The following is a 23,070-nucleotide window of genomic DNA, read 5'->3' as shown; positions in this document are numbered from 1 at the left end:
ACCTCAGTTCAAGTTGCGATAAATATTAAATGCTCTCCCAAGTTTTTGTCTCTTCCGCCGCGATCAAATCTCTTTATTTATATATTGCCTTAAACAAATCAAGGCAATAAAATAGCCAATTACCTGCAAGGCAAAAAAGCTAGAGCAAGATTCTGGCTCACTTTACTAACGCTGCATGGTTCCACCAGGGGTGGTTGTATTCATATTCATACCAGGGGTAGTGGTATTATTCTGGCTAGGTGTAGTGGTGTTGATGATAATGTCACTTCCCGTACTCTGACGCTGCATCATCATACTGCCGTTATCGTAGGTTCTTAAACCAGTCATCATCCCTGAACCGCTCCATTCATGACGACCCATCCGATACATTTCGCTAGCAGAATACCATCTGTTGTTCATATCCTGAACGCTCATCATATTGGATTGCATCCCAGAATTCATGCCCTGAGCCTGCATCATATTGCCCACTTGTACATTTGAGCCATATCCTCCCATCTCATGGCGACCTTTTTGATATTGAGTCATACCACTGGTATCGGCTGCCGCAGGACGAGCTAAGGGCAATATTGACAAGGTAGCTACTACTAACCCAGCACCGCAAATTTTTAATAAATGTGAACGTGCCATAAATTTTTCTCCAGCTTTTTTTCCCTACTTTAAAGCTATCTATCCATAGCCTTAACAAAATCAACCTCTGGCTGTAACCTAGCAGTAATTAATCTACGACTATAGAGTGATATAAAGGAGTAGAGAAATTAGGCTTGAGGGAATGGTTATTTAATGATTTTTATATATAAAAAATGTCAAATATTCAGGAATAATGAACAAGGGTGCATCTAAATTTGAGCTTTTAATTATTAAAAATGGCATCTAATTCTATAAATTCGCTTACCCCCTTGGCAGATAATTTAATTGTATCTTGTCAGGCTCCAGCCACATCCCCATTACATGACCCTACAATAATTGCAGCAATGGCAGAAGCGTCTGTCCTCAACGGTGCAGTTGGTGTACGCATTGATACGCCAAGTCATGTCGCAGCCGTAAGAAGTAAAGTAAATGTACCGATAATTGGACTGTGGAAGCGATCGCATTCAGGGTACGAAGTATACATTACACCACAATTTGAAGATGCGGAGGCGATCGCCAATGCAGGTGCAGATATTATCGCTATTGATGCCACTTTTAGAGCGCGTCCCCAAGGAGAAACCGTAGAAAACTTAATTGCGCGTATACACAATGAACTAGGCAAACAAGTAATGGCAGATGTAGATAGTATAGAGTGTGCGATCTCCGCCGCCAATGCTGGTGCAGATTGTGTAGGTACAACACTCTACGGCTACACCACCCAAACTGAACATCTCTCGCCACCAGGCTTTGATTTATTAACCCAAATGGTACAACAGTTAAATGTTCCTGTAATTTGCGAAGGTGGGATTGCTTCACCCCAAATGGCAAAGCAAGCCTTAGAATTAGGAGCCTACGCCGTCGTAGTTGGCACTGCCATTACAGGTATAGATTACCAGGTTAAAAATTATCTCTCTCTTCTCCAAAATTGACCTTTGGAAAAAGCCGATTTCTCACCCCCTCCCCTTATTAAGGGGAGGGGGCAGGGGGTGGGGTTTCTTTAAAACCCAATTTAAGCATCTAAATCTAGCTGTCGCTTCAAAATTACCATGTGTGTTCCCACCACAGGACTACGGGCAACAATATTGCCCTTAGTATCAGTAATTTCTAACTTACTGAAATCCATTTCCGCCGAGCGACTGAGCATCTCATCAGCTAACTTATCCTGCTTACCAGGCTTGATATCATACCAATCTGGACTCACCTTAATAATTAACAAGCTTTTAGGAAAATTCACCTCAAGCGACTGAATTAGCCCATCCGCATACTGATTAGTAATTCCAGTAACTTGATTTTGAATTGATGCAATCAAATTTTGCTCTGGTGTCAGTAGTGGAGGTTTAGAAGGCACAACCTCTATAGGTTCTGGCTTTTTCGGGGCTTTTAATTCTGGCGGCGTTTGAATTTCTTCTGGAGGAAGTTTAGTGACATCAACTGGCTTGTCAGGTGAAACTGCCACGCTGATCCAAAGTATCAGCACAATTGTACTTGCGATCGCAGCAGTTAATCCCCAATCAGATAACTTTTGATTTGCCGATGCTGGTAATAAACCACGAACCAGCTTTAAAACACCATTCCACGCCGTCTGTACACTCTGAAAACTCGGCATAAACCTATCTACAAAAGTTGGAGGTTTAGCTGTGTCTTCAATTTCTGTTACAGGTGTTGTTGTTACGGATGTCTGTTGTGCTGGTGTTTTTGGTGTAATTTCAATAATCTCAGAAATCCTCGTCTCGTCTAACTTCGAGGTATCTGCTGTTTTACTATCAATTACCGCGTCTGCGGTTGCAGTTGTGCTATCAACAGGTTTAGATACTACTACCTGCGGTGGCGAAACCACAACTGGTGGAGTTAACTCACTAGAAGATGGACTAGCTGGTATCGGTTGTGCCTCTAATTTATCCGCCACCTGTTCTAGCAGATTAATTGTTCCTCGTAAAACCTTAATGCCTTGAACTTTCAGCACAGGTTGAGTGCGTTTCCAAGTTTGCTGGGCAGCCTGGGTTGCCTGCTCTAAGCTTGTTCCTGACTTATTAGTACTTGATGAAACATTCGGTGTTTTAGGAGTTGGTTTGACTGACTCCGACTGCTTTGGTTCGTCCTGTGACATTCAATACCCCCTTGACTACAGCGCCAATTTGTAACAAATACTATAGATTATTAATGATTTGCTCACCTTACAGCACTAATCTTAGAACTTAACATGAGTTTTAACTCGGTAATTATTAAAACTTTATCACCCACACAATATACACAATAATTTAACATCTACAGAGCAAAGCTTCTAATTATTCCTAGAGGCAAGATTTACTCATCAGATGGGGTGATTTTTTTATTTTTAATTAAGGGATAAGTAATAGGTGTTTTTTGGTATATTTAATAGTCTAAGCTATAATATATTACCAACATCCAATTTTAGTATTATGTAAAATTAATTTTTTACTTGAACTAAAAATTATATTTAAAACGCCTTTTTACCCTATCCCTTTCCATAAGTAATTTGGTAAAAAGGCGTAATGAATAAGCAGCTATTCAACAACGCGATCGCATTTATCCATGAGCATTAAACGCCGTCACTTTCTATTTTTAACGGGTCTCAGTGGTTTTGGTTTAGCTGTTTTAGGTAAGAGCCTTCTCGCTCAAATACCCAATTCTCGAACTTTAAAATCCCAACCTGCATCACAATTAACAACACCAGCATCAGGCGATCCTCTATTACGCTTTGTATCCGTAGCCGACACCGGAACAGGTGCTAAAGGTCAATATGCTGTAGCTAAGGCTATGACTCGTTATCACCAGCAACGACATTTTAATTTAGTTGTTTTAGCTGGAGATAATATTTATAACAACGGTGAAATTGAGAAAATTAAAGCCGTATTTGAGCAACCTTATCAATCTTTACTCCAGCAAAACGTAAAATTTCACGCTTGTCTAGGAAACCATGACATCCGCACCGATAATGGCGATCCGCAAGTGCGTTATCCAAACTTTAATATGCAAGGGCAACGTTATTATACATTTCGCCGCGACTTAGTGCAATTTTTTGCCCTAGATACTAATCATAATGCTGATTGGCAAACTCAACTACCTTGGTTAGAAACAGCACTTAGCAAAAGTAATGCACCTTGGAAAGTCGTATTTGGACACAATCCACTTTATTCATCCGGTCACTATGGCGTGAATCAAGACTTAATTAGTAAACTGACACCTTTGTTTAAAAAGTATGGTGTACAAGTTTATATTAATGGTCACGAACACAGCTATGAACGCACAGTACCAATTAATGGTACTACCTACTTAATTTGTGGCGCTGGGGCAGGAGTGCGACCAGTAGGGAGTTCAGAGTGGACGGCGCATTCTGCAAGTAAATTGAGTTTTGCTGCGTTTGATGTATATAGCGATCGCATCGTAATTAGTGGTATTGATACAGATAACCGCATTTTTGATCAAGGAACCATTAACAAAACGTGACAAATAACCAGAAAAGGTAGGGGCAATTTTATTTTTTGTTGTTTAGTGGGTAGGGTGCGTTAGCGAAACGTAACGCACCCTACAGTACTGATACAGTTAGACTACCATCGACAAACTTCTCAATTTTTTCCAGGTTGGATGCCAAAGTTGTAAAAATTCAATTACACAGGTGACACTAAAAACCCATAAAGGAATCTTTTTTAAATTTATACTCTTTAAAATAAATAAAGATAGAAATAAACACCAGAATATTTCATATAAAACATCTCCTGCATGATTATTTATCCACTGCGAACCTGCTCCAGAATAAAATTTAGACAACCAGCCAAGTAGTAAAATTATTAATATAGAGGCGAGTGTATATATATGGTGATTATAAAATCTAGTCATATTTATATTTATATATAATTTTATAGTTAAATTTGTTTTAAACTATATTTATATCAAAAGCGCAAAAATTAGTAATATTTGAAGTTATCAAATAATAAATTAATACCGCAGATAGATACTAATCATATCAAATAAATTTTAATCTTAAAATAGAAATATATTGGGAGTAAATAATTATGAGTAATCAAGATGTAAGTGGGCAAGGAAAAGCTACAACTCCCCAAGCAGGTGCTGATACATCAGACCGAGTTGCTGAAAATAACTATGATCGGGGCATTGTTCCTGCTGAAACAGCAGCCCGCCGAGAAAGAGAGAACGATGCCTTCAAACAACTCCCCTCAGAGAATACCAAAAATAACGATCAAACAAATTCTGAGAGTATTAATACCACGGACGGCTATACCGTAGACAAAGAGGGTTTGCTCAATAACTATGCTATTGAACCCGAAATGTACATTAACGAACCAGGAGACTTAAGGGAAGAAGCAGAAAATGAGCTTGAGCAACGCGCCCAAGATTTAGCTTCAGCAAATGATGATAAAGAGGGAGAACTTACTCTGGAACATGATACTCGTGGTAAGGGACCAGGAATTATTTAGTTGCTGATTTTTGAGAATTTAATAGCATAGTTATGGGTAAGGTAGCCGTTCAATTAAATCTTATTCATAACTATCCAGAGCTACTACTCTTTATAACCTTATGACCATTGTTGTTCCGTAAATCAATTTCAGGACTTACGTCTAACTGCTATATATTTAAAGTTAAACAAAATCAGGGATAAGGAGTCAATTCCTTATCCCTGATTTTGATTTAGTTGAAACAAAATATTATCTATTGGGGTCGCCGTAACCAATTACAGCCACTTTATGACGATAAATTAGTTCAGCACCGTACCAGCCTGAAAGACCAAGCAGGGTTGCGACAATTACTGAAATTGTCAGTCCTAAATACAAGATTTTACTGCTGGGGTCGCCCAAACGCACAACCAAATTGATAATTGTTAACGCCAACACAGCAACGTTGAGTAACATATGCGCCCAACCAGCTTTGCGCTTGCGGACTCGTTCAATTCTTAAAAAGTCCATCAAACCAGTAATAGCAGCTATCACAGCAGTAGCTAAACCAGCAACTATTACCCAATAAGAGGCTTTTGCCCAGAATAAATCGCTAGTCAACCAGTAGACTATATCTGTTACTGGTGCAGTCACTAAAAAAGTGATTGGTAATGTGACTAGCAGAGGGTGGAGAGGATGTCCAGCAACAGCAACTGTACTGGTTACACCAGAATCTCGATAATCGCTTTCATCGCTTTCAATTAATGGCGGAACGCTAGGAGTCTGTGTCATATTTTTGTCCTTTGTTTAATGCTTTGATATTTTGCTATTGCTTATAGCTGCTACTATAAGCTTTGAGTTATTAACTAATCGCTAAAAGCTAAAAGCTAATTGCTAATCGCTTATTCCGAGGGAAATTGTTCTACATGGGCTTCAGCTTGCAAGTTCATTTTTCCTGCTTGCACATCCAGCGCCTTCAGGCGTAGAGACATTCCCTCTAGCTCAAAGTTTCGCAAATCTAAAAGTTCGTTGGCTTTCTCCAATAAAGTTTTTGTTAAATCTGGAGATAAATCTTTTCCTTCTGAGTATTGAACGTCTTCTAGCAACACAGAGTAGCCATCAGGACTTTTACGAGGAGTTGCGGTAAACTCGATTTTCTTCTCCTCATTGGTTTGAGAAAGAATGATATCAGCAGTTAGTGCAACTTTTTGATCGCCTGGTAAACGAAAATCTACACGCTTGGTATTAATAGTTGTGGGTTGACCATTAATATTAACTTCCAGGTTTTGCAGCTTTTCACGCAGGAATTCCGAATTAAATGCACGGTTGATATCCTCTTCTTTGAGGACAACCTGAGCATCTGCATCTGTTGGATGGTTAAGTTCAATTTTTCCAAAAGCTGCGCTGAGTGGATTGATGGAAATTTTTCCTGTGTTTACTGTTAATTCCTCTGCACGCAAGTCATTGTTCATCACTAGACCATCGCCTTCAATGGAGACTGATTCTATTTCTCCACTCATCAGCTTGAAAGGATCAGTTTTAACTTGTACTTCCAGATTTTCTACTTCGTCTAGTTGACTAGATAGCCCAATTTCAACCGCTTTATTCAGCGCCTGTTCACCTAGCCCTGTTCCTTCTTGGCTCACGCCCTGCTCTCCTGCTCTACTTTTATTGAGTCACTTTATGCGATCGAAGTTAATAAATATATCTGTCTGGCGATGGAGTAAATAATCATCATTAGATTGCGTTAACTTGTGCCTAAGCTTACTTAAGCTAATGAGCAATTTTAAACGTAAAACTGCCAATTTCGACTTAATTATTGGCTTGATGGTTTTATTTTTACATAGGGAGCAATCAAGAATTTACACCTAAAGTTATAGATAATCTCAATTCATCTATCCAACAATAGATACTACTTAAAAATCACTTTTAAATTTTTCTAATTTAAGCTATTAAAATCCATCTAAATACAGTACACACGAAAATATTTTTAAGGTACTTAACATGGCTAATGTACGGCTTTATTTGAATTAAATTTCTTCTAGAGCTATCAGTCAAAAGGGAGATGAATAGGCAGTTTGCTTATGACTACCGTTGATATAGATTTGAAAACTCTGTTTGATTAACAAATTCTGATAGGAGAATAAAAAAATGGTATCGACTCTTGATGACACTAAGCGTCAGGCGATCGCGATGAAATTAGCAGATATGAAAGGTTTACAAAATCTGCTTATTTCTAACGAACAAAAGTTTATTCAGGAAATTAGCGATAACGATATTCGTAAACGCATACAAGATATGCTTGAGGATGATCAGAAAAATCTGGGCATCCTCGATACTGTGATTATTCAATATGGTGTCAAGAGTGAACCAAAAGAAAGCGCACAGAAGATTCTTCAAGAAACTCAAAAATTAATGGAAAGTTCTGAGCTAACTTTGTTTGAAAAGGTGGCTCAACACGAATTGCTGAAGCATAAGCAAACTATGACTGGACTGCTTATTCACAAAGCTGCTCAAGTTGTAGGTGCAGATGTTGATGCTGCAATTACTCCTTTAAATACGGTTAACTTTGAAAACCGCGCACACCAAGAACAACTAAAAGGAATTTTGGAAATTTTGGGTGTTCGTGAATTAACTGGAAAAGACGCAGATCAAGGTCTGTGGGCGCGAGTTCAAGATGCTGTTGCAGCTTTATCTGGTGTAGTTGGTAGTGCTGTTACCCAAAATAGCGATCGCTCTGATATGACCATCGGTGAAATTCTCCGTATGGATCATACCAAAGTTGATACTCTGTTCATGGAACTTTTAGGTTCTAACGATCCTCAAAAAATTCAAGAGTATTTTGGTCAAATCTATAAAGATTTAAGCGCCCACTCTGCTGCGGAAGAACAAGTTGTTTATCCAGCAGTTCGCTCTTATTACGAAAAGACTCAAGACTTATACAGCGAACAAGCTGAAGTGAAGCAGATGCTAGAGCAGATTAGGTCTCTCAACCCATCTGATCCTAATTTCAAAGTTAATGTTGAAAACTTGATGAAGTCAGTTAAACAGCACGTTACCGAAGAAGAAAACGATATGTTGCCCAAACTGCGGGATAACTTCAGCAGTGAGAAACAACAGCAAATGGCTACTGAGTTCAAATCAGTTAAAAGCAAGTTACAAGACCAAATGGCTGCTGCTGTCAAGTAGTAATTAGTGGCTGATAGCCATAACTTATAGTTAGCATTTGATGCTCCTACAACTAAAGTTGTAGGAGCATTTTTAGATAATATTTTTTGATATACGTTGATTATTAAATAACTAAAAATTTATTTTTTATCCTTCAAAAGAAAGATGATTGTAAAGTTTTGAAAAGCGATGATAATAAAAGAATTTAATATTTTGTTTGAGAGGAACATTTGACATGGTTCAAACTTTAGATGATACCAAGCGTCAGGCTATTGGTATGGAATTAGCCGATATGAAAGCTTTGCAACAATTGCTAATTTCCAATGAAGAAACGTTAATTTCTGCTATTTCTGATCAAGAAATTCGCGATCGCATTCAAAATATGCTCGAAGACGATCGCAAAAACCTCGGCGTTCTAGAAACTGTAATTGTGCAGTATGGTATCCCATCAGAACCCCGCCAAAGCAGCCAACAAATGATTGAGCAGACTCAGAAATTAATGTCTGGTTCTGAGCTTTCTATTTACCAAAAGATTTCTCAACACGAATTGCTCAAGCATAAGCAAGCAATGGCTGGCATTTTAGTTCACAAGTGCGCTCAAAAAGTTGGTGCTGATATCGAATTGGCAATTGGACCTTTAAACACCGTTAACTTTGAAAACCGCGCTCACCAAGAACAACTAAAAGGCATTATCGAAGTTATCGGTGTACGTGAACTCACCGGAAAAGAAGCAGATCAAGGTCTGTGGGCGCGTGTTCAAGATGGCGTTGCAGCTTTATCAGGTGTATTCGGTAGCGTAGTTACCCACAATTCTGATAAACAAGATATGAATATCCAGACCCTCATCCGTCTGGATCATAGTAAGACCAATACCATCTTCACCGAAATCGGTGCTACCAACGATCCTCAAAAGCTCCAAGAATACTTTGGTCAGCTTTATAAAGATTTAATTGCTCATGCTGAAGCTGAGGAGCAAATTGTTTATCCTAGAGTGCGCTCTTTCTACGGCGATGACAACACTCAAGAGTTGTTTGATGAGCAAGGTGAAATGAAGCGGATGTTGGAAGAAATTAAAGCTACCAGCCCTTATGCACCTGAATTCAAAGACAAAATTAAACAGTTAATGGATGCAGTTGGCGATCATATTCGTCAAGAAGAAAGCACCATGTTTGCAGCAATTGATAAAAACTGTAGCACTGAGCAAAAAGAGCAAATGTCTACTGAGTTCAAAGCTGCTAAGAGCGAGATTCAGCAAAAATTAGCTGCTTCTGCCAAGTAGGATTTTGTGACATACCTACACCTCCTGATTACAGGTAGGTGTAGGCTTCTCAGCGACTCTTCAATGAAGACATTGACTGAGCTTTTAGATCGTGCGTCCCACGATTCTTTATATTTATTGCCGCGTTCAAATCCCTACACAAATTGACCTGACAATTAGGGCAATTATGGGTTCTTTGAGATAGCGGCTTTTTCACTTTATGACCACAACTAGAGCATTCTTGGCTTGTACCATTTGAATTTACAGCAACTACTTTCAGTCCAGCATTTTCGGCTTTGACTGTCAGTATTGAAATAAATTGTCCCCAACCAGCGTCATTTACACTTTTAGCAAGCCTTGATTTAGCTAGTCCCTTGATATTCAACTCCTCGACAGCGACAACATCATACTTTTTAAGTAACGTATTAGCTGTTTTGAAGTGAAAATATGACCTGGTATCAGCAACTTTTTTGTGTTGAATTCCTAGTTTTTCAATCGCTTTCTTACGACGATTAGAACCCTTAGTTCTACGAGAAACACGACGCTGTGCTGATTTTAGTTTGCGTTCAGATTTACGCAAAAATTTAGCTGCAACAATTCTTTCGTTGTCCGATGTGACAATAAAATCAATTAATCCTACATCAATCCCAACAATATTATCAGGATTAAAATCAGATTTAATTTCTGGAACTGTTTTGTCATCAAGGCTTAGAGTAACGTAGTAGCCGTTGGCTTTCTTAGTTACAGATACAGTCTTGATATCAAACCCATCCGGTATTGGACGATGAACAATTACTTTTATATCGCCAATTTTAGCTAACTTAATTTTGTTATTTACAAAATGGTATTTTTTGAATTGGGGATAGGTGAAAGTCTTGTATTGCCCTTTAGCTTTAAATCTAGGCTTGCCCAACTTTTTACCGTTACAGTCTCCTTTTAACCATTTATCAAAAGCTAGTTCTACCTTTTTTGGTACTTCTTGTAGTACTTGTGAGTAAATGGTTTTGTACCAAGGTCGATCTATCTTGAGTTGAGTTAGAGTTGCTTGTTGACTATAACGATTAGGCTTGTCTTTTAGTTCAGGTAGGTGGCAAACAGTAAGAGAACATCTATCTATCGGGCATCTATTTTGATCATACCAATCAAACCTTTGAGCAAGTTGATAATTGTATTGACAACGCAACATATCTAATGTGTTGTCAATAATTTTTATTTGTTCGCGGGTTGGTTTTAATCGGTACTGATAGGATGTTCTCACCTGAATCGACCTAATCGGTGTTATGTTTTTAGTATACACCGACTTAAATATAATTGCAGAAAATATGAAAAAAGACTTTAGACATCTCCAAAAAATAAACTGGGTAGCCCAAAAGGATAGTAAAATTGTATTTTTAACTGCTGGGCATGAGTTCTTTACTGGAATACATTACATCTAACCCTCAAGAAACTAAACGGTTGTTGGGAATTGATTACCAACAGTTGCAATGGCTAATCGTAGAAGCAGAAGCTCTCTTCAACCAATTCCAAGGTGGAGAAGAAGAAACCAAGATTAGAATAATAAAAAAAGGTGGTGGTAGAAAGCCAAAATTATCTGTGACAGAGCAGATATTATTAACTTTAGTTTATCTGCACCATATGCCGACATTTCAACTACTAGGTGTGCAGTTCGGGGTAAGTGAATCAACGGCACACAATATATTCCATGACTGGATAAAAATTTTGGGTGAATTGTTGCCAGCATCTCTTTTAGAACAAGTAAAAAAAAAGGCAATGATTGGAAAAGGTATAAAGAAGTCCTGGAGCAGTGGGTATTAGTAGTGGATAGCTCAGAACAAGCTAGAGCAAGACCTACCGACTACAGCGAACAGAAAAAGTTTTATTCAGGGAAGAAGAAAAATCATACACTAAAAAACCAGTTTATTATTTTACCAGATGGTTCAGAAATAGTCGATGTAACAATAGGAAAACCTGGCCCAAGTAGCGATATTAATATGTTTAGAGAAAGATTGGCAAATTTTGAGGTTAGTCAGAAGTTTAAAGCGGATAAAGGTTATCTAGGAGAAAACCAAATTGAAACACCCCATAAAAAACGTAAAAATCAAGAATTAAGCCCTCAACAAAAGCAAGAAAACAAAGAAATATCAACGCAACGAATTGTAGTTGAACATATCATTAGATTGGTGAAAATATTTCGGATAGCCCAGGACAGATTTAGGTTAAGATCACAACATTATGACCAAGTAATCCAGATAGTTTGTGGTTTAGTTAGGTTGAGGATCGGAGCCTTAATACTAGCAGTGTAAAAATCTGAATTTTTAAGAGATTATTGCTGTGTAAGCCTGTTGATCTTTGGGTTCTAAATTAACTGGATTTAGCTCAAAGCCTGATTAAGTCGTATTTATGATCGAGCGATCGCACAAACTTAAAAACCATCAAAACCTTTCTATGAAAGGTTTTGATGGTTCCTGGAGATGTCTTTTGTATCAAAGGGTCGTTCCGTTAGCGATCTCAAAGTTCACAAGAAGTGCTAGTGACTAAGTATCGGCGTAAAGCCTTTACATCTTTTATGCTTACTCGACTCAATGTTGTAATGGAAGAATTACTGGAGAAGTGGGACTGTAAGTTGATTGAATTTAATGGAGAAGATGATCATGTACACCTGCTTTTTCAGTACTATTCAGATGTTGAGTTGAGCAAGTTGGTAAACAATCTAAAGTCTGTATCTTCTAGAAAACTCCGCCAAGAGTTTGCAGAACACTTGGAAAGCTTTTACTGGAAAGATGTTTTTTGGAGTGGCTCATATTTTGTAGCCAGTTGTGGCGGTGTAACTCTATCTACACTTAGGAAATACATTGAGGCTCAAGAATCTCCCGCCAATTAAATTGTTCGTTTCCTCCATGTAGAAGTGAACACAGCGAAGCATTGTTCACTCCTACTGTCGTCAACTCACGCGCATTCATCCCACACTGACTGAGTACAGTACAGATGTGGGACTTCTGCTGTTTCAGTTAAATAGCCGACACCCTCAAGGGTGCGGCTATACAAACTAAGCCTGCCTACGCAGGCTATTGTGATTTGGTATATTGATTACCGCATATAGCCCCAAGCTTGAGCCTGGGGCATTTGTTTGCAATTATCCGTTGACAACTACGCCACCATTGGGATGTAGAATTTGACCAGATATATAAGAAGAGTCATCTGAAGCTAAAAATACATAACTAGGGGCAATTTCTTCCGGTTGTCCAGCGCGTTGCATTGGGACTTCTTTACCAAAACTAGCAACCTTTTCTTCTGGGAATGTAGCCGGAATTAATGGTGTCCAAATTGGACCAGGTGCTACCCCGTTAACACGAATCCCTTTTTCTATTAAAGATTGTGATAAAGAGCGAGTAAAGGTAACAATTGCTCCTTTTGTAGAGGAATAATCAAGCAGTTGTTGATTGCCTTTATAAGCCGTCACTGAAGTTGTGTTAATAATTGCACTTCCTTCTTTGAGATGCTTCATCGCTGCTTTAGTCAGATAAAACATTGCGAAAATATTAGTGCGGAAGGTACGTTCCAATTGTTCAGCCGTGATATCTTCAATGCTTTCTTGGGGATGCTGTTCAGCAGCATTATTAACTAGAATATCAAGTTGACCTAAAGCATCAACTGTTTGTTGTACTGCTTGTTGACAAAAGCTTTCGTCGCCGATATCCCCGGCAATTGTGAAACATTTGCGACCTTGTTGTTCCACTAGCTGCTTGGCTTCTTTAGCGTCGTCGTGTTCGTTAAGATATGCGATCGCCACATTAGCACCTTCTTTGGCAAATGCGATCGCAACAGCACGACCAATTCCACTATCGCCACCCGTAATTAATGCTACCTTACCTTCTAACTTGCCACTACCACGATATTTATCATCATCAGCTTGAGGTTTGGGAGTCATTTCTGACTCAATACCTGGTTGTTGATCTTGGTGTTGAGGCGGTTGTAATTCTTGCTCTGGCATAAAGTTCTCGTTAAATTTATCTCAACTTGAAATTATTTTTGGAAGTTTAGCTAACTCTTGGTAAAACGCTAAAACACAACATTGGATCAGTTGCAACCCAAGGTTAAAATTTGTTTGCAATTTTTTTAGCTGTAAATCTATCCAACAGGCTAACAACAGCTTGTTTTTGCTTTATCAATCTGAGGAGGGAAACTGATAAATTATTTGCTCAACCGAGGGATGTATACTATTAGCTGCCTTAGCTTTATTTTTTGTGATAGTTTTAACAATTACTGAAATCTGAGCAGAATTTTTAGATATTAATGGTAAACTTTATGGCATACGTCTAATTAAGTAGCGTTGGAGTTACAAGACTTAATCGGAATTTACTAGAAAAAGAGGTTTAATCAGACCAAATTGCTAATTGATTAACTTTTTGTACAGTTATATCTACATATTTCATCTGACTATTAGGAATTAAATCTTCCCCAAAATAACCTTGATCGCCATCATGCTTATGCGAACCACTCATAATAGAGGTATAACGACCTGAATTGCGAGCTTTTACAAAAGGGGAAGTCACATTCCATAACCAACGGGAAGGAAATAAAGTACCTCCTATATTCTCAACCCAGTCTCGACTTCCCCGAAAATGGTATACGTATTCGCTTTGATTGAAACCATTTCTACCATTAAATACACCACCGATAGAAACTACTATAATTTTTGCATCTATCCATTGCTTTAAAAATGGCACTGCATTGAGCGAAACTTCTGCACCGCCGCTAGTACCAATCAAAATAATTTTTATTGGTTGTTTAGGAGACTTAGGAATAGGATGTACAGCATCTATTCTTTCTAAAATCGCGCTAGCAATGCCTTGATTATAAATTGTGCCATAGCGATTATCTGCGGAGATAGCAAAACGCCACAGATTACGAATCTTAATTAATACGCCTGCGCCTCCTAACCAACCTGTGGCATCATTCGCAAAGCTCCATATTGGAGATAAAAATCTTTGTCCACCTAAACTTTTATTTGCTACTGAATAAGGAAAAACATTAGCAACCGCAGCACATTTAGGATGTTTTTCAATTAAACTTGTGAGAAATATTTTTTCACCATTTGTTAATTCATCAGCCGAGAAATCTCCCACTCCTGGCATAAAAACAATGTAACAGTTGATATCATTGTTACTATTATTTAAGCCATTATCTTGACTATCTTTATTAGCGTAACTTACCACTAGAGAATTAGAAGGCTTTTTTAGCAATCCTAAATTTTCTGCACTTTGATTTAACCACCAATATAAAGTACCAACAGGGGAAATTATTCCCCAAATTAGCAGAATTATTCCGGCTAAAGTCAATAATCTTAATGCTCCGCCTTGTAACCACCGAATTAAAGATAAAATTAACTTAAACATTTAACTAAGGAATTATGACGCTCCAAAATTCAAGACAGGGTTTATTTACTACTATTGGAAATGCGTTATCTTTAAATGGAGATTTTTATGAAAATGCTCGTAATACACCTTACACCTATCAAATAGCACTAACAATTGTGATTTTAGCAGCAATTTCCCACGTTTTGGGAAGTGCAGTTATTTTATTAATTAATCGCGCACCAATTTTTATCCTATTAATCTCACTTTTGATAGATGGCATTAGCGTATTAGCAGGATACTTATTCTGGACTTTTACAATCTGGAAAATTGGACGCTGGCTAAAACGTCATTCTCTTAGTTATGGAGATCTCTTTATTCCAATAGGTTATGCTTATGCACCCCAAGCACTGAATTTTTTAACAGTAATTCCCTTCTTAGGACGACCAATTGAAATTGTTTTATCTGTGTGGAGTTTATTAGCTGTAATTGTAGCTGTTCGTCAAGGATTGGATATTAATACTAACAGGGCAGCCTTAATTTGTTTAATTGGTTGGCCTTTAGTGCAGTTAGCCATTGGTTCTGTGCAAATCTTAGAACAACGCTTGGTAACTGGGATTTAGTTGTCAGGAGTGAGTAGGAACTTAGTAGGGATAACCAACTTCCATTATATAGAAGGGGTAAGAATAGTGGGAGAAATTAGGATGAGCTTTTATAATAGTGCGATCGCGGCGTTATTTCCTCTACTACTGGCAATTTCTACCCCACAGCCCAATATATCGGCAAATTCAGCGACAGCACAATCCACCTCACCTGCTACTACTTCCCAATCAAGTGCGATCGCACTTGATTGGGACTCTGCCCGCTTAGTGCATAATATACCCGATAGCCCCTAAAACTTATGCGATCGCAGGTAAAGCACAACAAATACTCTTAAATGAGAAAAAAGCATTGTTATAACTACCACTTATCCCTTTTAGCGATTGAAACATACCAACCGCAGCACAGGCGAATATCATTGCCAGTTATGACTACAACTTATTCTTTTCACTGGTAATATTAGGGCAGCTTATAACTAGCGACTCTCACGCTCAATTCTCCTTTATTGGGATTGCGAGTAAAAATAAAAGCACCTTCTTCTATTTCACCACTTGATAGAAAATCAATCTGCTGTTCCCCTGTTTCTTCCGCCTGACCATTTTGGCGTATTTCGGCAATAATTTGGACAGATTCCGCAGTATCTCCACCAACATTAGTAACAGCAAATGGCACGTAATATTGCCCCTTAACTTGACGAATCTCACCTTTACGGGTAACCGATAAAACAGGTGGTTGATCTTTCTGAGTAAACCAGTTGTAAACTACCAATCCCACAATTAAAATCAGAATAAATGTAGCACTGGCAAAAGTTAGCAACTCCGCAAGCGATCGCTCTGGCTTAGAAGTTTCCGATTTCGTTGGTTGATGATCTTGATTCATGCTAATAATCTACCCGCCGCGCCCCCAACACTTGCTGGTAAACCTAATAACAAAGTGTAGCTTAACCACATTTGCCACGGATCTCCAAAACTTAACCGTTGGAAAAACCACAACATAAAAGCGGCAGCACCCAGCGACACCAAATAAGACATCACAGTTTCACTTAAAGGTCGCTGAAAAATACCTTGCTGTTGAAGGCGCTGTTGTTGATTGGTAAAACCTGCCACAAATACAATCCCATAAGAAATAACCAGTGATGCTGCAATCATCCCTAATTGCCAAGGTGGTGAAATAGCAGCAGCTAACATCGCTATTTCATCTGTCGGCGCAATATTAAAAGCAATAATCGTAGCACCAATTAAAGTACCGCCAATATCAGCAAAAGTAGCATTGATAGTACTTTGATATACTAATTGTTGAGGCTTACCGATGCTACTATCTTCTTGATCACTAGGAGATTGAAAGCGATCGCCATTCAAAAAAGAACGCGCCAACGCCGCCCCCAGTGCAAACGGTACACTTTCAGAAATCAGTTTCCCTAGCGTCTCTCTCACCGGAGTACCAAAAGTAATTTCCTGCAACAAGATTAATATACAAGTGGCGCAAATTATCCCAATTGCTAGTGCTTCAATACAGTCCATCGCTGTATCAATTAACCGCAAAGTTTTAGTTTTGCGAAAGCCCTCAGTTTGAATCAGCAGAAAAACCACTACAAAAGTGCAACCAAGCACAGTTAGCATCCGTGAATACTCAGTATACGAGCCAATCCACCAAACTTCCATTGTATAAAGTAGGGGAATGCCAAACAAAAAACCTCCTGATGCGCCACGAATAATATCATTGACTTCATTCAACCAAGAATTTTTACCCTTGATCATTAGGGACACCACCCTCTGTTATTTCCTGAGATATTTTATGATTAAATTAAGGTCAGATGATCACCAAGAAAGTTGCCTAGATTAACACTTATCAGTGAGCAATTCCCCCGCATCAGGATTTAAGCCTCCACAGGTGAGCCGAGAAAACGCCCTAATGACAGGTGTAAATCTCCACAATCAACCTGATAACTGTTTACTGATAATCACTCAAAAAAGCAAATTTTTCAGAAACAAAATTAGCTACTGTGCGTCTAGGTAGTCAGAATAAGCGTTTTATTACAAGAGGATATTTTCTATGTCTCGCCACCCATTTAAAACTGGAACATCTACACTAATCGCTTTATCAATCCTTGCTAGTGCAGCCGCACCCATAATCACCACTTCTCCGGCTGCTGCTCAATCAATCTTTAAAAACAGAGGCTCACAACCACTAGGGATAACTATTCAATACGGTACAACCTTACCTCTGATTTACAATAGCTCACAGAAACTTGTAGTACCTGCTAACCAAGCCTCACCAGTCCCCCTTACTCTCCAAGTTGCAGGTAATGTGAGAGCGCGTAGCGGAGCTTTATTAATTCCTATGGGTACAGAGGTAGTTGGTGAATTGCAATCAGTTAACGGCGGGGCTAGGTTTGTTGCCAGAGAAATAGTTTTCTCTGGAAACCGCCGCCAAGCGATCAATGCCTCTTCAAACATCATTGCTCAAACTCAAGAATCACAAGGGGGCATTAATACAGGTAGGGTATTGACAAATGCCGCTATCGGTGCTGCTGCTGCTGCTGGTATCTCCGGTATTACTGGTAATAGAAAAATCGAAGCCGGAGAAGTCTTAATAGGTGCTGGGGCGGGGGCTGCCAGTGGAGTGCTTTTAGGTTCCAACAAAACTAATGCTGTTGTGCTTAATCCCTCAGCCCCAGTGAGCGTAATACTAAATGCTCCCTTGGCTCTGCGCTAATTGCAGAAATTACGAGCAGCAGATATTACCGTAAATTTTACGGTAGTTATCAAGTAAAATTTGCCAACTATTGAAAGCAACCTTTATTGAGTTTAATTGTTAATTGATTAAGCTCTCCCCCGCTATACCCCAAGGGTTAGCGGTGGGGGCATATTTATGATTTGGGTTCACCCAAACCAGGAGTTTCTTCTTTTTTGACTTCAGGCACAACATCAGGGCGTTCCTTATCTTCCCAACCTACAGGGCGCTTGGAATTATACCAAGCAACTGATCCAATGGTTACAGCCGCAACAAAACCAACTGCATAAACTGCTGTAGCAGAAACTGGAAAATGAGGCTGATTTGTGGCAACTTCTAAAAGTAAATTCATAATTGGTAAACTCCTTATCCTATTTCGGTTATCCTACCAAAACAAAAAAGCTCATCCTATCTTCCACAGGTTTGATTAATTGATTTGCTCTGGTTAATCTTTTCTCCTCAAAGCTTAAATCAACATTTTAATAGCGATCGCGTTCTTAGCGACGGCGACGACTAGAACGAGAATCAGAATTCTCCTCATCAGTGAGATACTGTAAAGCTCTACTGCCATAGACAGTATTTTTAGGTTGGATTGGCTGCACTTTAATTTGGGGTTTGCGATTTTCTAAATTATCTGGACGAGGTACAAACTTTTCAGGGCGTATTTCTTTCACTACTTGGGACATGAACTGATTCCAAGCGTAGGCTGCTGTAGTGCTTTTACCGTTAGTTGGCTGGTTGTCATCATTTCCTAACCACACACCAGTTACTAACTGGGGAATATAACCAACAAACCAGAGATCGCGGGCTTCGTCAGTAGTACCTGTTTTACCCGCTACTTGTCTGTCTTCTAGCTGTGCTGCTTGCCCAGTGCCTTCATTTACCACTCCTCGCAGCATCCAATTCATGATCGCAGATGTTTCTTCATCTATAGCACGCTCAGTTGTAAATTTTGCTTGATAAATTATTTCGCCTCTATGATTTAAAATCCGACGAATACCAGAAGGTTTAGTATGCAAACCATTTGTGGCAAAGGTGCCGTAAGCACTTGTGAGTTCTAGCAAGTTAACTTCAGATCCACCCAATGGTAATGAGTAAATCGGTTGAAGTTCAGATTCAATTCCCATTTTGTGAGCAATATCAATCATTGGTTGCCACCCGACATCAAGCAAAACTTTTAATGCCACGACATTAATTGAGTTAATCAGGGCATCCCGCATGGACATCCAGCCGTTATAGGTTTCACTGTAGTTTCTAGGTGTATAGCCATCTACAGCAATGGGGGCATCTACATATCCTCGGTATGGAGTAAAACCTGCGGCGATCGCTGTTGTATATACAAAGGCTTTAAAGGTAGATCCTGGTTGACGTTTAGCTTGAGTAACTCGATTAAATTGGTTATCGAAAAAATCTTTCCCCCCTACCATTGCCCTGATGTTCCCATTTCGGGTATCAATTGCCACCATTGCCGCTTGCTCAAAGTTAGAGTAACGACCACTTTCTTCTATGGTGTTTTTGATAGCCTTTTCAGCTTGCTCTTGCCATTCAGGGTTGAGGGTAGTTTCAACAGTAAGTCCTCCAGCTTTGATGATTTTGGGGGAAACGTAATTAGGTAGTTCTTTTTCAATATATTCAGTAAAATAGGAAGCTTTGCGCTCCATCCTTCTTAGGGGACTACGTTTGAGGAGCAACGGCTCACTGATTGCTGCTTTGGCTTCGGCGGCTGAAATGTAATTAGCTTCTTGCATTCTCTGCAATACTCTGTTTCGACGCTGGAGGGCGAGTTCTTGACTCGCAAACGGTGAGTATTCATTCGGTGCAGGTGCTAGTCCAGCTAAAGTTGCCATTTGTGATAATGTCAAATCTTTTACTGGCTTACTAAAGTAAACCCAAGCTGCGTCAGCAACTCCGTAAGCACCTTCTCCGAGATATACCAAATTTAAGTAGCGTTCTAAAATTTGCTCCTTGGTAAGATCCTGCTCAATTTTTTGAGCCATCCGAAATTCTTTGAGCTTACGCAACATACTGCGCTGCTGGTCGAGAAAAACAATTCTAGTTAGTTGCTGGGTAAGGGTGCTGCCACCTTCCACTACACCTCCAGCGCTTAAGTTGGAGACAGCCGCGCGGAGAATGCCCTGATAATCTACCCCTTCGTGCTGGTAGAAGCGCCGATCTTCTATCGCAATAAAGGCATCTATTAAAGGCTGGGGAGTTTCCCAAATTTTCAGCTTTTCTTCGGTGACAGGTCCAGATTGTTTGAGAATTGAGCCGTCTACTGCTTTGATGGTTAATGTTTCTGGTCGAGCATAAGTTAAAACATTGCCTGTAGAATCAGGCAATTTGCTATCTAGCCAATACGTACCTACAGTTAGTGCGATCGCGCCGCCACCAACACCCAAACCTGCCAATAATACTAAGTAGCGAGCCATCAACCGCTTTTTAGCATTAGACGACTCCTTCGACACCGGAGCAACTTTTTCGCCTGAAGATTTCTGCCGTTGTAAAAACGACGTTGCTTGCTTTATGCCTTGCCTCAATTGCTGAAATTGTGATGCCGATTTATCCTGTTTTTCTTTATCCACGTCTGTGCCGGAGGTCGATTCAGATGATGTTGACGTTAAGTCATTCAATTTATCTGATGGAAAGTTAAGCTTTGGGAAGAACTTTGACACTTCAACTCCTTTTTCACCGCAAGCCAGCCTACTACTCGCTCTTACTTTTTGCTTATTCTATAGCTTGGGATCAAAATTTGTGCCTTGTTTATTTTACTGCGATTACATTTAAATCTATCTTTCTGAATATATATTTATCTGCGATCGCCATCTCACTTGCTCAACCCTTACCAGCAACTAAGACAATACCCGCAAAAACCTAGTCGCTTCAAGGGATGCAGGAGATATTTCTGGCTTGGTGTGATTCTGGTTAAAATTATTTGCATCATGCTTTGCCACCATCTTCCGTATCTTAACTGACTTATTCCCAAGTGACCGTCTATTCACCTAAAGAAATATTTGTTTAATTCTAATCTATAAAATCTTGATTTGAACAGTAATATATTGATAATTGAAAAAATCATATTAATTAGGATAGAAAAATCTGGATACTTGAGAAAATATGCTTTTTTTTATCCATCAAAAATATCGAAAAAATAAATAACACCTGCTGTAAAAATGCTGATCCAATAAAAAGCATTAGTAATTGTTTTGTTGATAAATAAAACCTGTTAAGCGCCGATCCTTATTTTTGATAAAAATATTGTTTAAAATAGAAAATGAAGAAATATTAGCCTAAATTTAATCAACCTGTGACTGCATCTGTATTTAGCTTTGAACGCCTCCTATTTAGCCCAGCAACACCTAACGCTGATGCTATCGATCTTATTTTTGCATTTCCTAACGAGTATAGCGTTGGTATTACTAGCTTGGGTTATCAGGTAGTGTGGTCATCTTTGGCAATACGCCCTGATGTCAAGGTGAGTCGCCTGTTTACCGATACCCATGAGCAGTTACCAAGAAAGCCAGAATTAGTTGGCTTTTCTATGTCTTGGGAACTTGACTATATAAATATCTTAAATTTAATTGAATTTCTAGAAATTCCTCTACGCTCTGATGCTCGTTCTGATGACCAACCATTAATATTTGGGGGTGGTCCAGTATTAACTGCTAACCCAGAACCTTTTGCTGACTTTTTTGATGTGATTTTGCTGGGAGATGGGGAGAACCTGCTGGGGAATTTTATTGAAGCATATAAAGAAGTGCGACACGCTGGAAGGCAAACTCAATTGCAGCGTTTAGCTCAAGTTCCTGGGGTGTATATTCCTAGTTTGTATGAAGTTGAATATTCTCATTCAAATAATGAAATCGAGTTAATCCAACCTATAGATAGTACCATTCCTAAATGTGTAGAAAAACAAACTTACAGAGGTAACGTTTTATCTGCTTCATCTGTGGTGACAGAAAAGGCAGCATGGGAAAATATATATATGGTAGAAGTGGTGCGGAGTTGCCCTGAAATGTGCCGCTTTTGTTTAGCGAGTTATTTAACGCTACCCTTTCGCACAGCCAGTATGGAAGAATCGTTAATTCCAGCGATTGAAAAAGGGTTAACTGTTACTCATCGGTTGGGGTTATTGGGGGCATCTGTAACGCAGCATCCAGAGTTTGAAGATTTGCTTTCATATTTAAGTCAGCCACAATATGATGGCATACGCTTAAGTATTGCTTCAGTGCGGACAAATACTGTAACTGTGAAGTTAGCAGAAACTTTAGCAAAAAGGGATACGCGATCGCTCACAATAGCTGTAGAAAGTGGTTCTGAGAGACTGCGGAAAATTGTTAATAAAAAGCTGGAGCAAAATGAGATTATTACCGCAGCTATTAATGCTAAAGCAGGTGGATTAAGTAACTTGAAACTTTATGGTATGGTGGGCATCCCTGGTGAAGAACCAGAGGACTTAGATCAAACTGTAGCAATGATGCGAGATATCAAGAAAGCTGCACCTGGTTTACGTCTGACTCTGGGGTGTAGTACTTTTGTCCCGAAAGCGCATACGCCGTTTCAGTGGTTTGGGGTGGATCGTAGTGCTGAAAAGCGGTTACAATTTTTGCAGAAACAATTGCGATCGCACGGAATTGATTTTCGACCAGAAAGCTACAATTGGTCAGTAATTCAAGCTTTAATATCTAGAGGCGATCGCAGATTATCCCATATATTAGAACTCACACGCCAGTACGGTGATTCAATCGGTAGTTTCCGCCGCGCCTTTAAAGAATTGCGCGGACAGCTACCAGAAATGGATTTTTATGTGCATAATAACTGGTCAACAAAGCAAATTTTGCCTTGGAGTCACCTGCTTGGACCACTACCCCAAGCAACACTTGAGAAACAATTAACAATGACCAATTAACAATTATCAATG

General features: G+C 39.2%; 24 protein-coding genes and 1 pseudogene. 13 read left to right on the top strand and 12 right to left on the bottom strand.

What is annotated here, in order from left to right; genetic code table 11:
• Positions 1–165 precede the first annotated feature (165 nt).
• Positions 166–627: a hypothetical protein gene (locus tag CRI9333_RS17860; RefSeq protein WP_015204576.1), complete on the bottom strand. Its 462-nt coding sequence runs from the start codon at positions 625–627 to the stop codon at positions 166–168.
• A 236-nt stretch (positions 628–863) separates the two neighbouring features.
• On the opposite strand from CRI9333_RS17860, the gene CRI9333_RS17855 reads away from it, so the two are divergent.
• Positions 864–1,556, top strand: a complete 693-nt coding sequence (locus tag CRI9333_RS17855; RefSeq protein ID WP_015204575.1) for an N-acetylmannosamine-6-phosphate 2-epimerase — start codon at positions 864–866, stop codon at positions 1,554–1,556.
• Positions 1,557–1,636: 80 nt separating this feature from the next.
• Here the strand turns inward: CRI9333_RS17855 and CRI9333_RS25105 are convergent, their stop codons facing one another.
• Positions 1,637–2,734, bottom strand: coding sequence for a hypothetical protein (locus tag CRI9333_RS25105; protein WP_015204574.1), 1,098 nt, complete (start codon positions 2,732–2,734; stop codon positions 1,637–1,639).
• Between the two features lie 446 nt (positions 2,735–3,180).
• On the opposite strand from CRI9333_RS25105, the gene CRI9333_RS17845 reads away from it, so the two are divergent.
• Complete coding sequence (locus CRI9333_RS17845) at positions 3,181–4,095, top strand: metallophosphoesterase (RefSeq protein ID WP_015204573.1); 915 nt, start codon at positions 3,181–3,183, stop codon at positions 4,093–4,095.
• Between the two features lie 96 nt (positions 4,096–4,191).
• On the opposite strand, the gene CRI9333_RS28635 is transcribed toward CRI9333_RS17845, so the two are convergent.
• Positions 4,192–4,485, bottom strand: coding sequence for a ribosomal maturation YjgA family protein (locus tag CRI9333_RS28635; RefSeq protein ID WP_015204572.1), 294 nt, complete (start codon positions 4,483–4,485; stop codon positions 4,192–4,194).
• Positions 4,486–4,661: 176 nt separating this feature from the next.
• Between CRI9333_RS28635 and CRI9333_RS17840 the strand changes: the two genes are divergently transcribed.
• Positions 4,662–5,084, top strand: a complete 423-nt coding sequence (locus CRI9333_RS17840; protein ID WP_015204571.1) for a hypothetical protein — start codon at positions 4,662–4,664, stop codon at positions 5,082–5,084.
• A gap of 228 nt (positions 5,085–5,312) precedes the next feature.
• Here CRI9333_RS17840 and CRI9333_RS17835 read toward each other — a convergent pair whose 3' ends face one another.
• Positions 5,313–5,831 carry a DUF2231 domain-containing protein gene (locus CRI9333_RS17835; protein ID WP_015204570.1) on the bottom strand — a complete coding sequence of 173 codons (519 nt, stop codon included), beginning with the start codon at positions 5,829–5,831 and terminating at the stop codon, positions 5,313–5,315.
• Between the two features lie 110 nt (positions 5,832–5,941).
• Positions 5,942–6,685, bottom strand: a complete 744-nt coding sequence (locus CRI9333_RS17830) for an LmeA family phospholipid-binding protein (protein WP_015204569.1) — start codon at positions 6,683–6,685, stop codon at positions 5,942–5,944.
• Between the two features lie 505 nt (positions 6,686–7,190).
• On the opposite strand from CRI9333_RS17830, the gene CRI9333_RS17825 reads away from it, so the two are divergent.
• Positions 7,191–8,228 carry a hemerythrin domain-containing protein gene (locus CRI9333_RS17825; protein WP_015204568.1) on the top strand — a complete coding sequence of 346 codons (1,038 nt, stop codon included), beginning with the start codon at positions 7,191–7,193 and terminating at the stop codon, positions 8,226–8,228.
• Positions 8,229–8,442: 214 nt separating this feature from the next.
• Complete coding sequence (locus CRI9333_RS17820) at positions 8,443–9,486, top strand: hemerythrin domain-containing protein (protein WP_015204567.1); 1,044 nt, start codon at positions 8,443–8,445, stop codon at positions 9,484–9,486.
• 49 nt (positions 9,487–9,535) lie between these two features.
• Here CRI9333_RS17820 and CRI9333_RS17815 read toward each other — a convergent pair whose 3' ends face one another.
• Positions 9,536–10,723 carry an RNA-guided endonuclease InsQ/TnpB family protein gene (locus CRI9333_RS17815; RefSeq protein WP_015204566.1) on the bottom strand — a complete coding sequence of 396 codons (1,188 nt, stop codon included), beginning with the start codon at positions 10,721–10,723 and terminating at the stop codon, positions 9,536–9,538.
• A gap of 146 nt (positions 10,724–10,869) precedes the next feature.
• On the opposite strand from CRI9333_RS17815, the gene CRI9333_RS28630 reads away from it, so the two are divergent.
• From CRI9333_RS28630 to tnpA, 3 genes and pseudogenes are all read left to right on the top strand, one after another.
• Complete coding sequence (locus CRI9333_RS28630) at positions 10,870–11,280, top strand: helix-turn-helix domain-containing protein (protein ID WP_041225846.1); 411 nt, start codon at positions 10,870–10,872, stop codon at positions 11,278–11,280.
• 2 nt (positions 11,281–11,282) lie between these two features.
• A complete protein-coding gene (locus tag CRI9333_RS28625; protein WP_041225848.1) occupies positions 11,283–11,768 on the top strand; it encodes an HARBI1 family protein in 486 nt (161 codons plus the stop codon).
• Positions 11,769–11,930: 162 nt separating this feature from the next.
• Positions 11,931–12,346 (top strand): annotated as a pseudogene (tnpA, locus tag CRI9333_RS17800) (IS200/IS605 family transposase).
• Between the two features lie 252 nt (positions 12,347–12,598).
• Here the strand turns inward: tnpA and CRI9333_RS17795 are convergent.
• Positions 12,599–13,456, bottom strand: coding sequence for an SDR family oxidoreductase (locus CRI9333_RS17795; RefSeq protein WP_015204565.1), 858 nt, complete (start codon positions 13,454–13,456; stop codon positions 12,599–12,601).
• Positions 13,457–13,838: 382 nt separating this feature from the next.
• Positions 13,839–14,861, bottom strand: coding sequence for a hypothetical protein (locus CRI9333_RS17790; protein WP_015204564.1), 1,023 nt, complete (start codon positions 14,859–14,861; stop codon positions 13,839–13,841).
• Between the two features lie 14 nt (positions 14,862–14,875).
• On the opposite strand from CRI9333_RS17790, the gene CRI9333_RS17785 reads away from it, so the two are divergent.
• Together CRI9333_RS17785 and CRI9333_RS26860 are read left to right on the top strand one after the other, a co-directional pair.
• The gene (locus tag CRI9333_RS17785; protein WP_015204563.1) at positions 14,876–15,442 is read left to right on the top strand and encodes a YIP1 family protein; all 567 of its coding nucleotides are present in this window, start codon (positions 14,876–14,878) and stop codon (positions 15,440–15,442) included.
• Positions 15,443–15,523: 81 nt separating this feature from the next.
• Positions 15,524–15,715, top strand: a complete 192-nt coding sequence (locus CRI9333_RS26860) for a hypothetical protein (RefSeq protein ID WP_015204562.1) — start codon at positions 15,524–15,526, stop codon at positions 15,713–15,715.
• 163 nt (positions 15,716–15,878) lie between these two features.
• Here the strand turns inward: CRI9333_RS26860 and CRI9333_RS17780 are convergent, their stop codons facing one another.
• Together CRI9333_RS17780 and CRI9333_RS17775 are read right to left on the bottom strand one after the other, a co-directional pair.
• Positions 15,879–16,298, bottom strand: coding sequence for a TIGR02588 family protein (locus tag CRI9333_RS17780; protein WP_015204561.1), 420 nt, complete (start codon positions 16,296–16,298; stop codon positions 15,879–15,881).
• Positions 16,295–17,176: a TIGR02587 family membrane protein gene (locus CRI9333_RS17775; RefSeq protein WP_015204560.1), complete on the bottom strand. Its 882-nt coding sequence runs from the start codon at positions 17,174–17,176 to the stop codon at positions 16,295–16,297. The genes CRI9333_RS17780 and CRI9333_RS17775 overlap by 4 nt, the downstream gene beginning before the upstream one ends.
• Positions 17,177–17,471: 295 nt before the next feature.
• Here CRI9333_RS17775 and CRI9333_RS17770 point away from each other — a divergent pair, with 295 nt between their 5' ends.
• Complete coding sequence (locus tag CRI9333_RS17770) at positions 17,472–18,134, top strand: hypothetical protein (RefSeq protein WP_015204559.1); 663 nt, start codon at positions 17,472–17,474, stop codon at positions 18,132–18,134.
• A 154-nt stretch (positions 18,135–18,288) separates the two neighbouring features.
• Here CRI9333_RS17770 and psb35 read toward each other — a convergent pair whose 3' ends face one another.
• Entirely contained in the window at positions 18,289–18,504 is a 216-nt protein-coding gene (gene psb35 / locus CRI9333_RS17765; RefSeq protein ID WP_015204558.1) for a photosystem II assembly protein Psb35, read from the bottom strand.
• Positions 18,505–18,649: 145 nt separating this feature from the next.
• Entirely contained in the window at positions 18,650–20,824 is a 2,175-nt protein-coding gene (locus tag CRI9333_RS17760) for a transglycosylase domain-containing protein (protein ID WP_015204557.1), read from the bottom strand.
• On the opposite strand from CRI9333_RS17760, the gene CRI9333_RS26855 reads away from it, so the two are divergent.
• Together CRI9333_RS26855 and CRI9333_RS17755 are read left to right on the top strand one after the other, a co-directional pair.
• Positions 20,818–21,027 carry a hypothetical protein gene (locus CRI9333_RS26855; protein ID WP_157462345.1) on the top strand — a complete coding sequence of 70 codons (210 nt, stop codon included), beginning with the start codon at positions 20,818–20,820 and terminating at the stop codon, positions 21,025–21,027. The two genes, CRI9333_RS17760 and CRI9333_RS26855, sit on opposite strands and share 7 nt — an antisense overlap.
• Before the next feature lie 429 nt (positions 21,028–21,456).
• A complete protein-coding gene (locus CRI9333_RS17755; protein WP_015204556.1) occupies positions 21,457–23,058 on the top strand; it encodes a B12-binding domain-containing radical SAM protein in 1,602 nt (533 codons plus the stop codon).
• Positions 23,059–23,070: the final 12 nt, after the last annotated feature.

Source organism: Crinalium epipsammum PCC 9333, from assembly GCF_000317495.1.
GTDB classification, from domain to species: Bacteria; Cyanobacteriota; Cyanobacteriia; order Cyanobacteriales; family PCC-9333; genus Crinalium; species Crinalium epipsammum.
The sequence above is the reverse complement of the archived record's forward strand: the minus strand, read 5'-3'. Positions and strand labels throughout refer to the sequence as shown.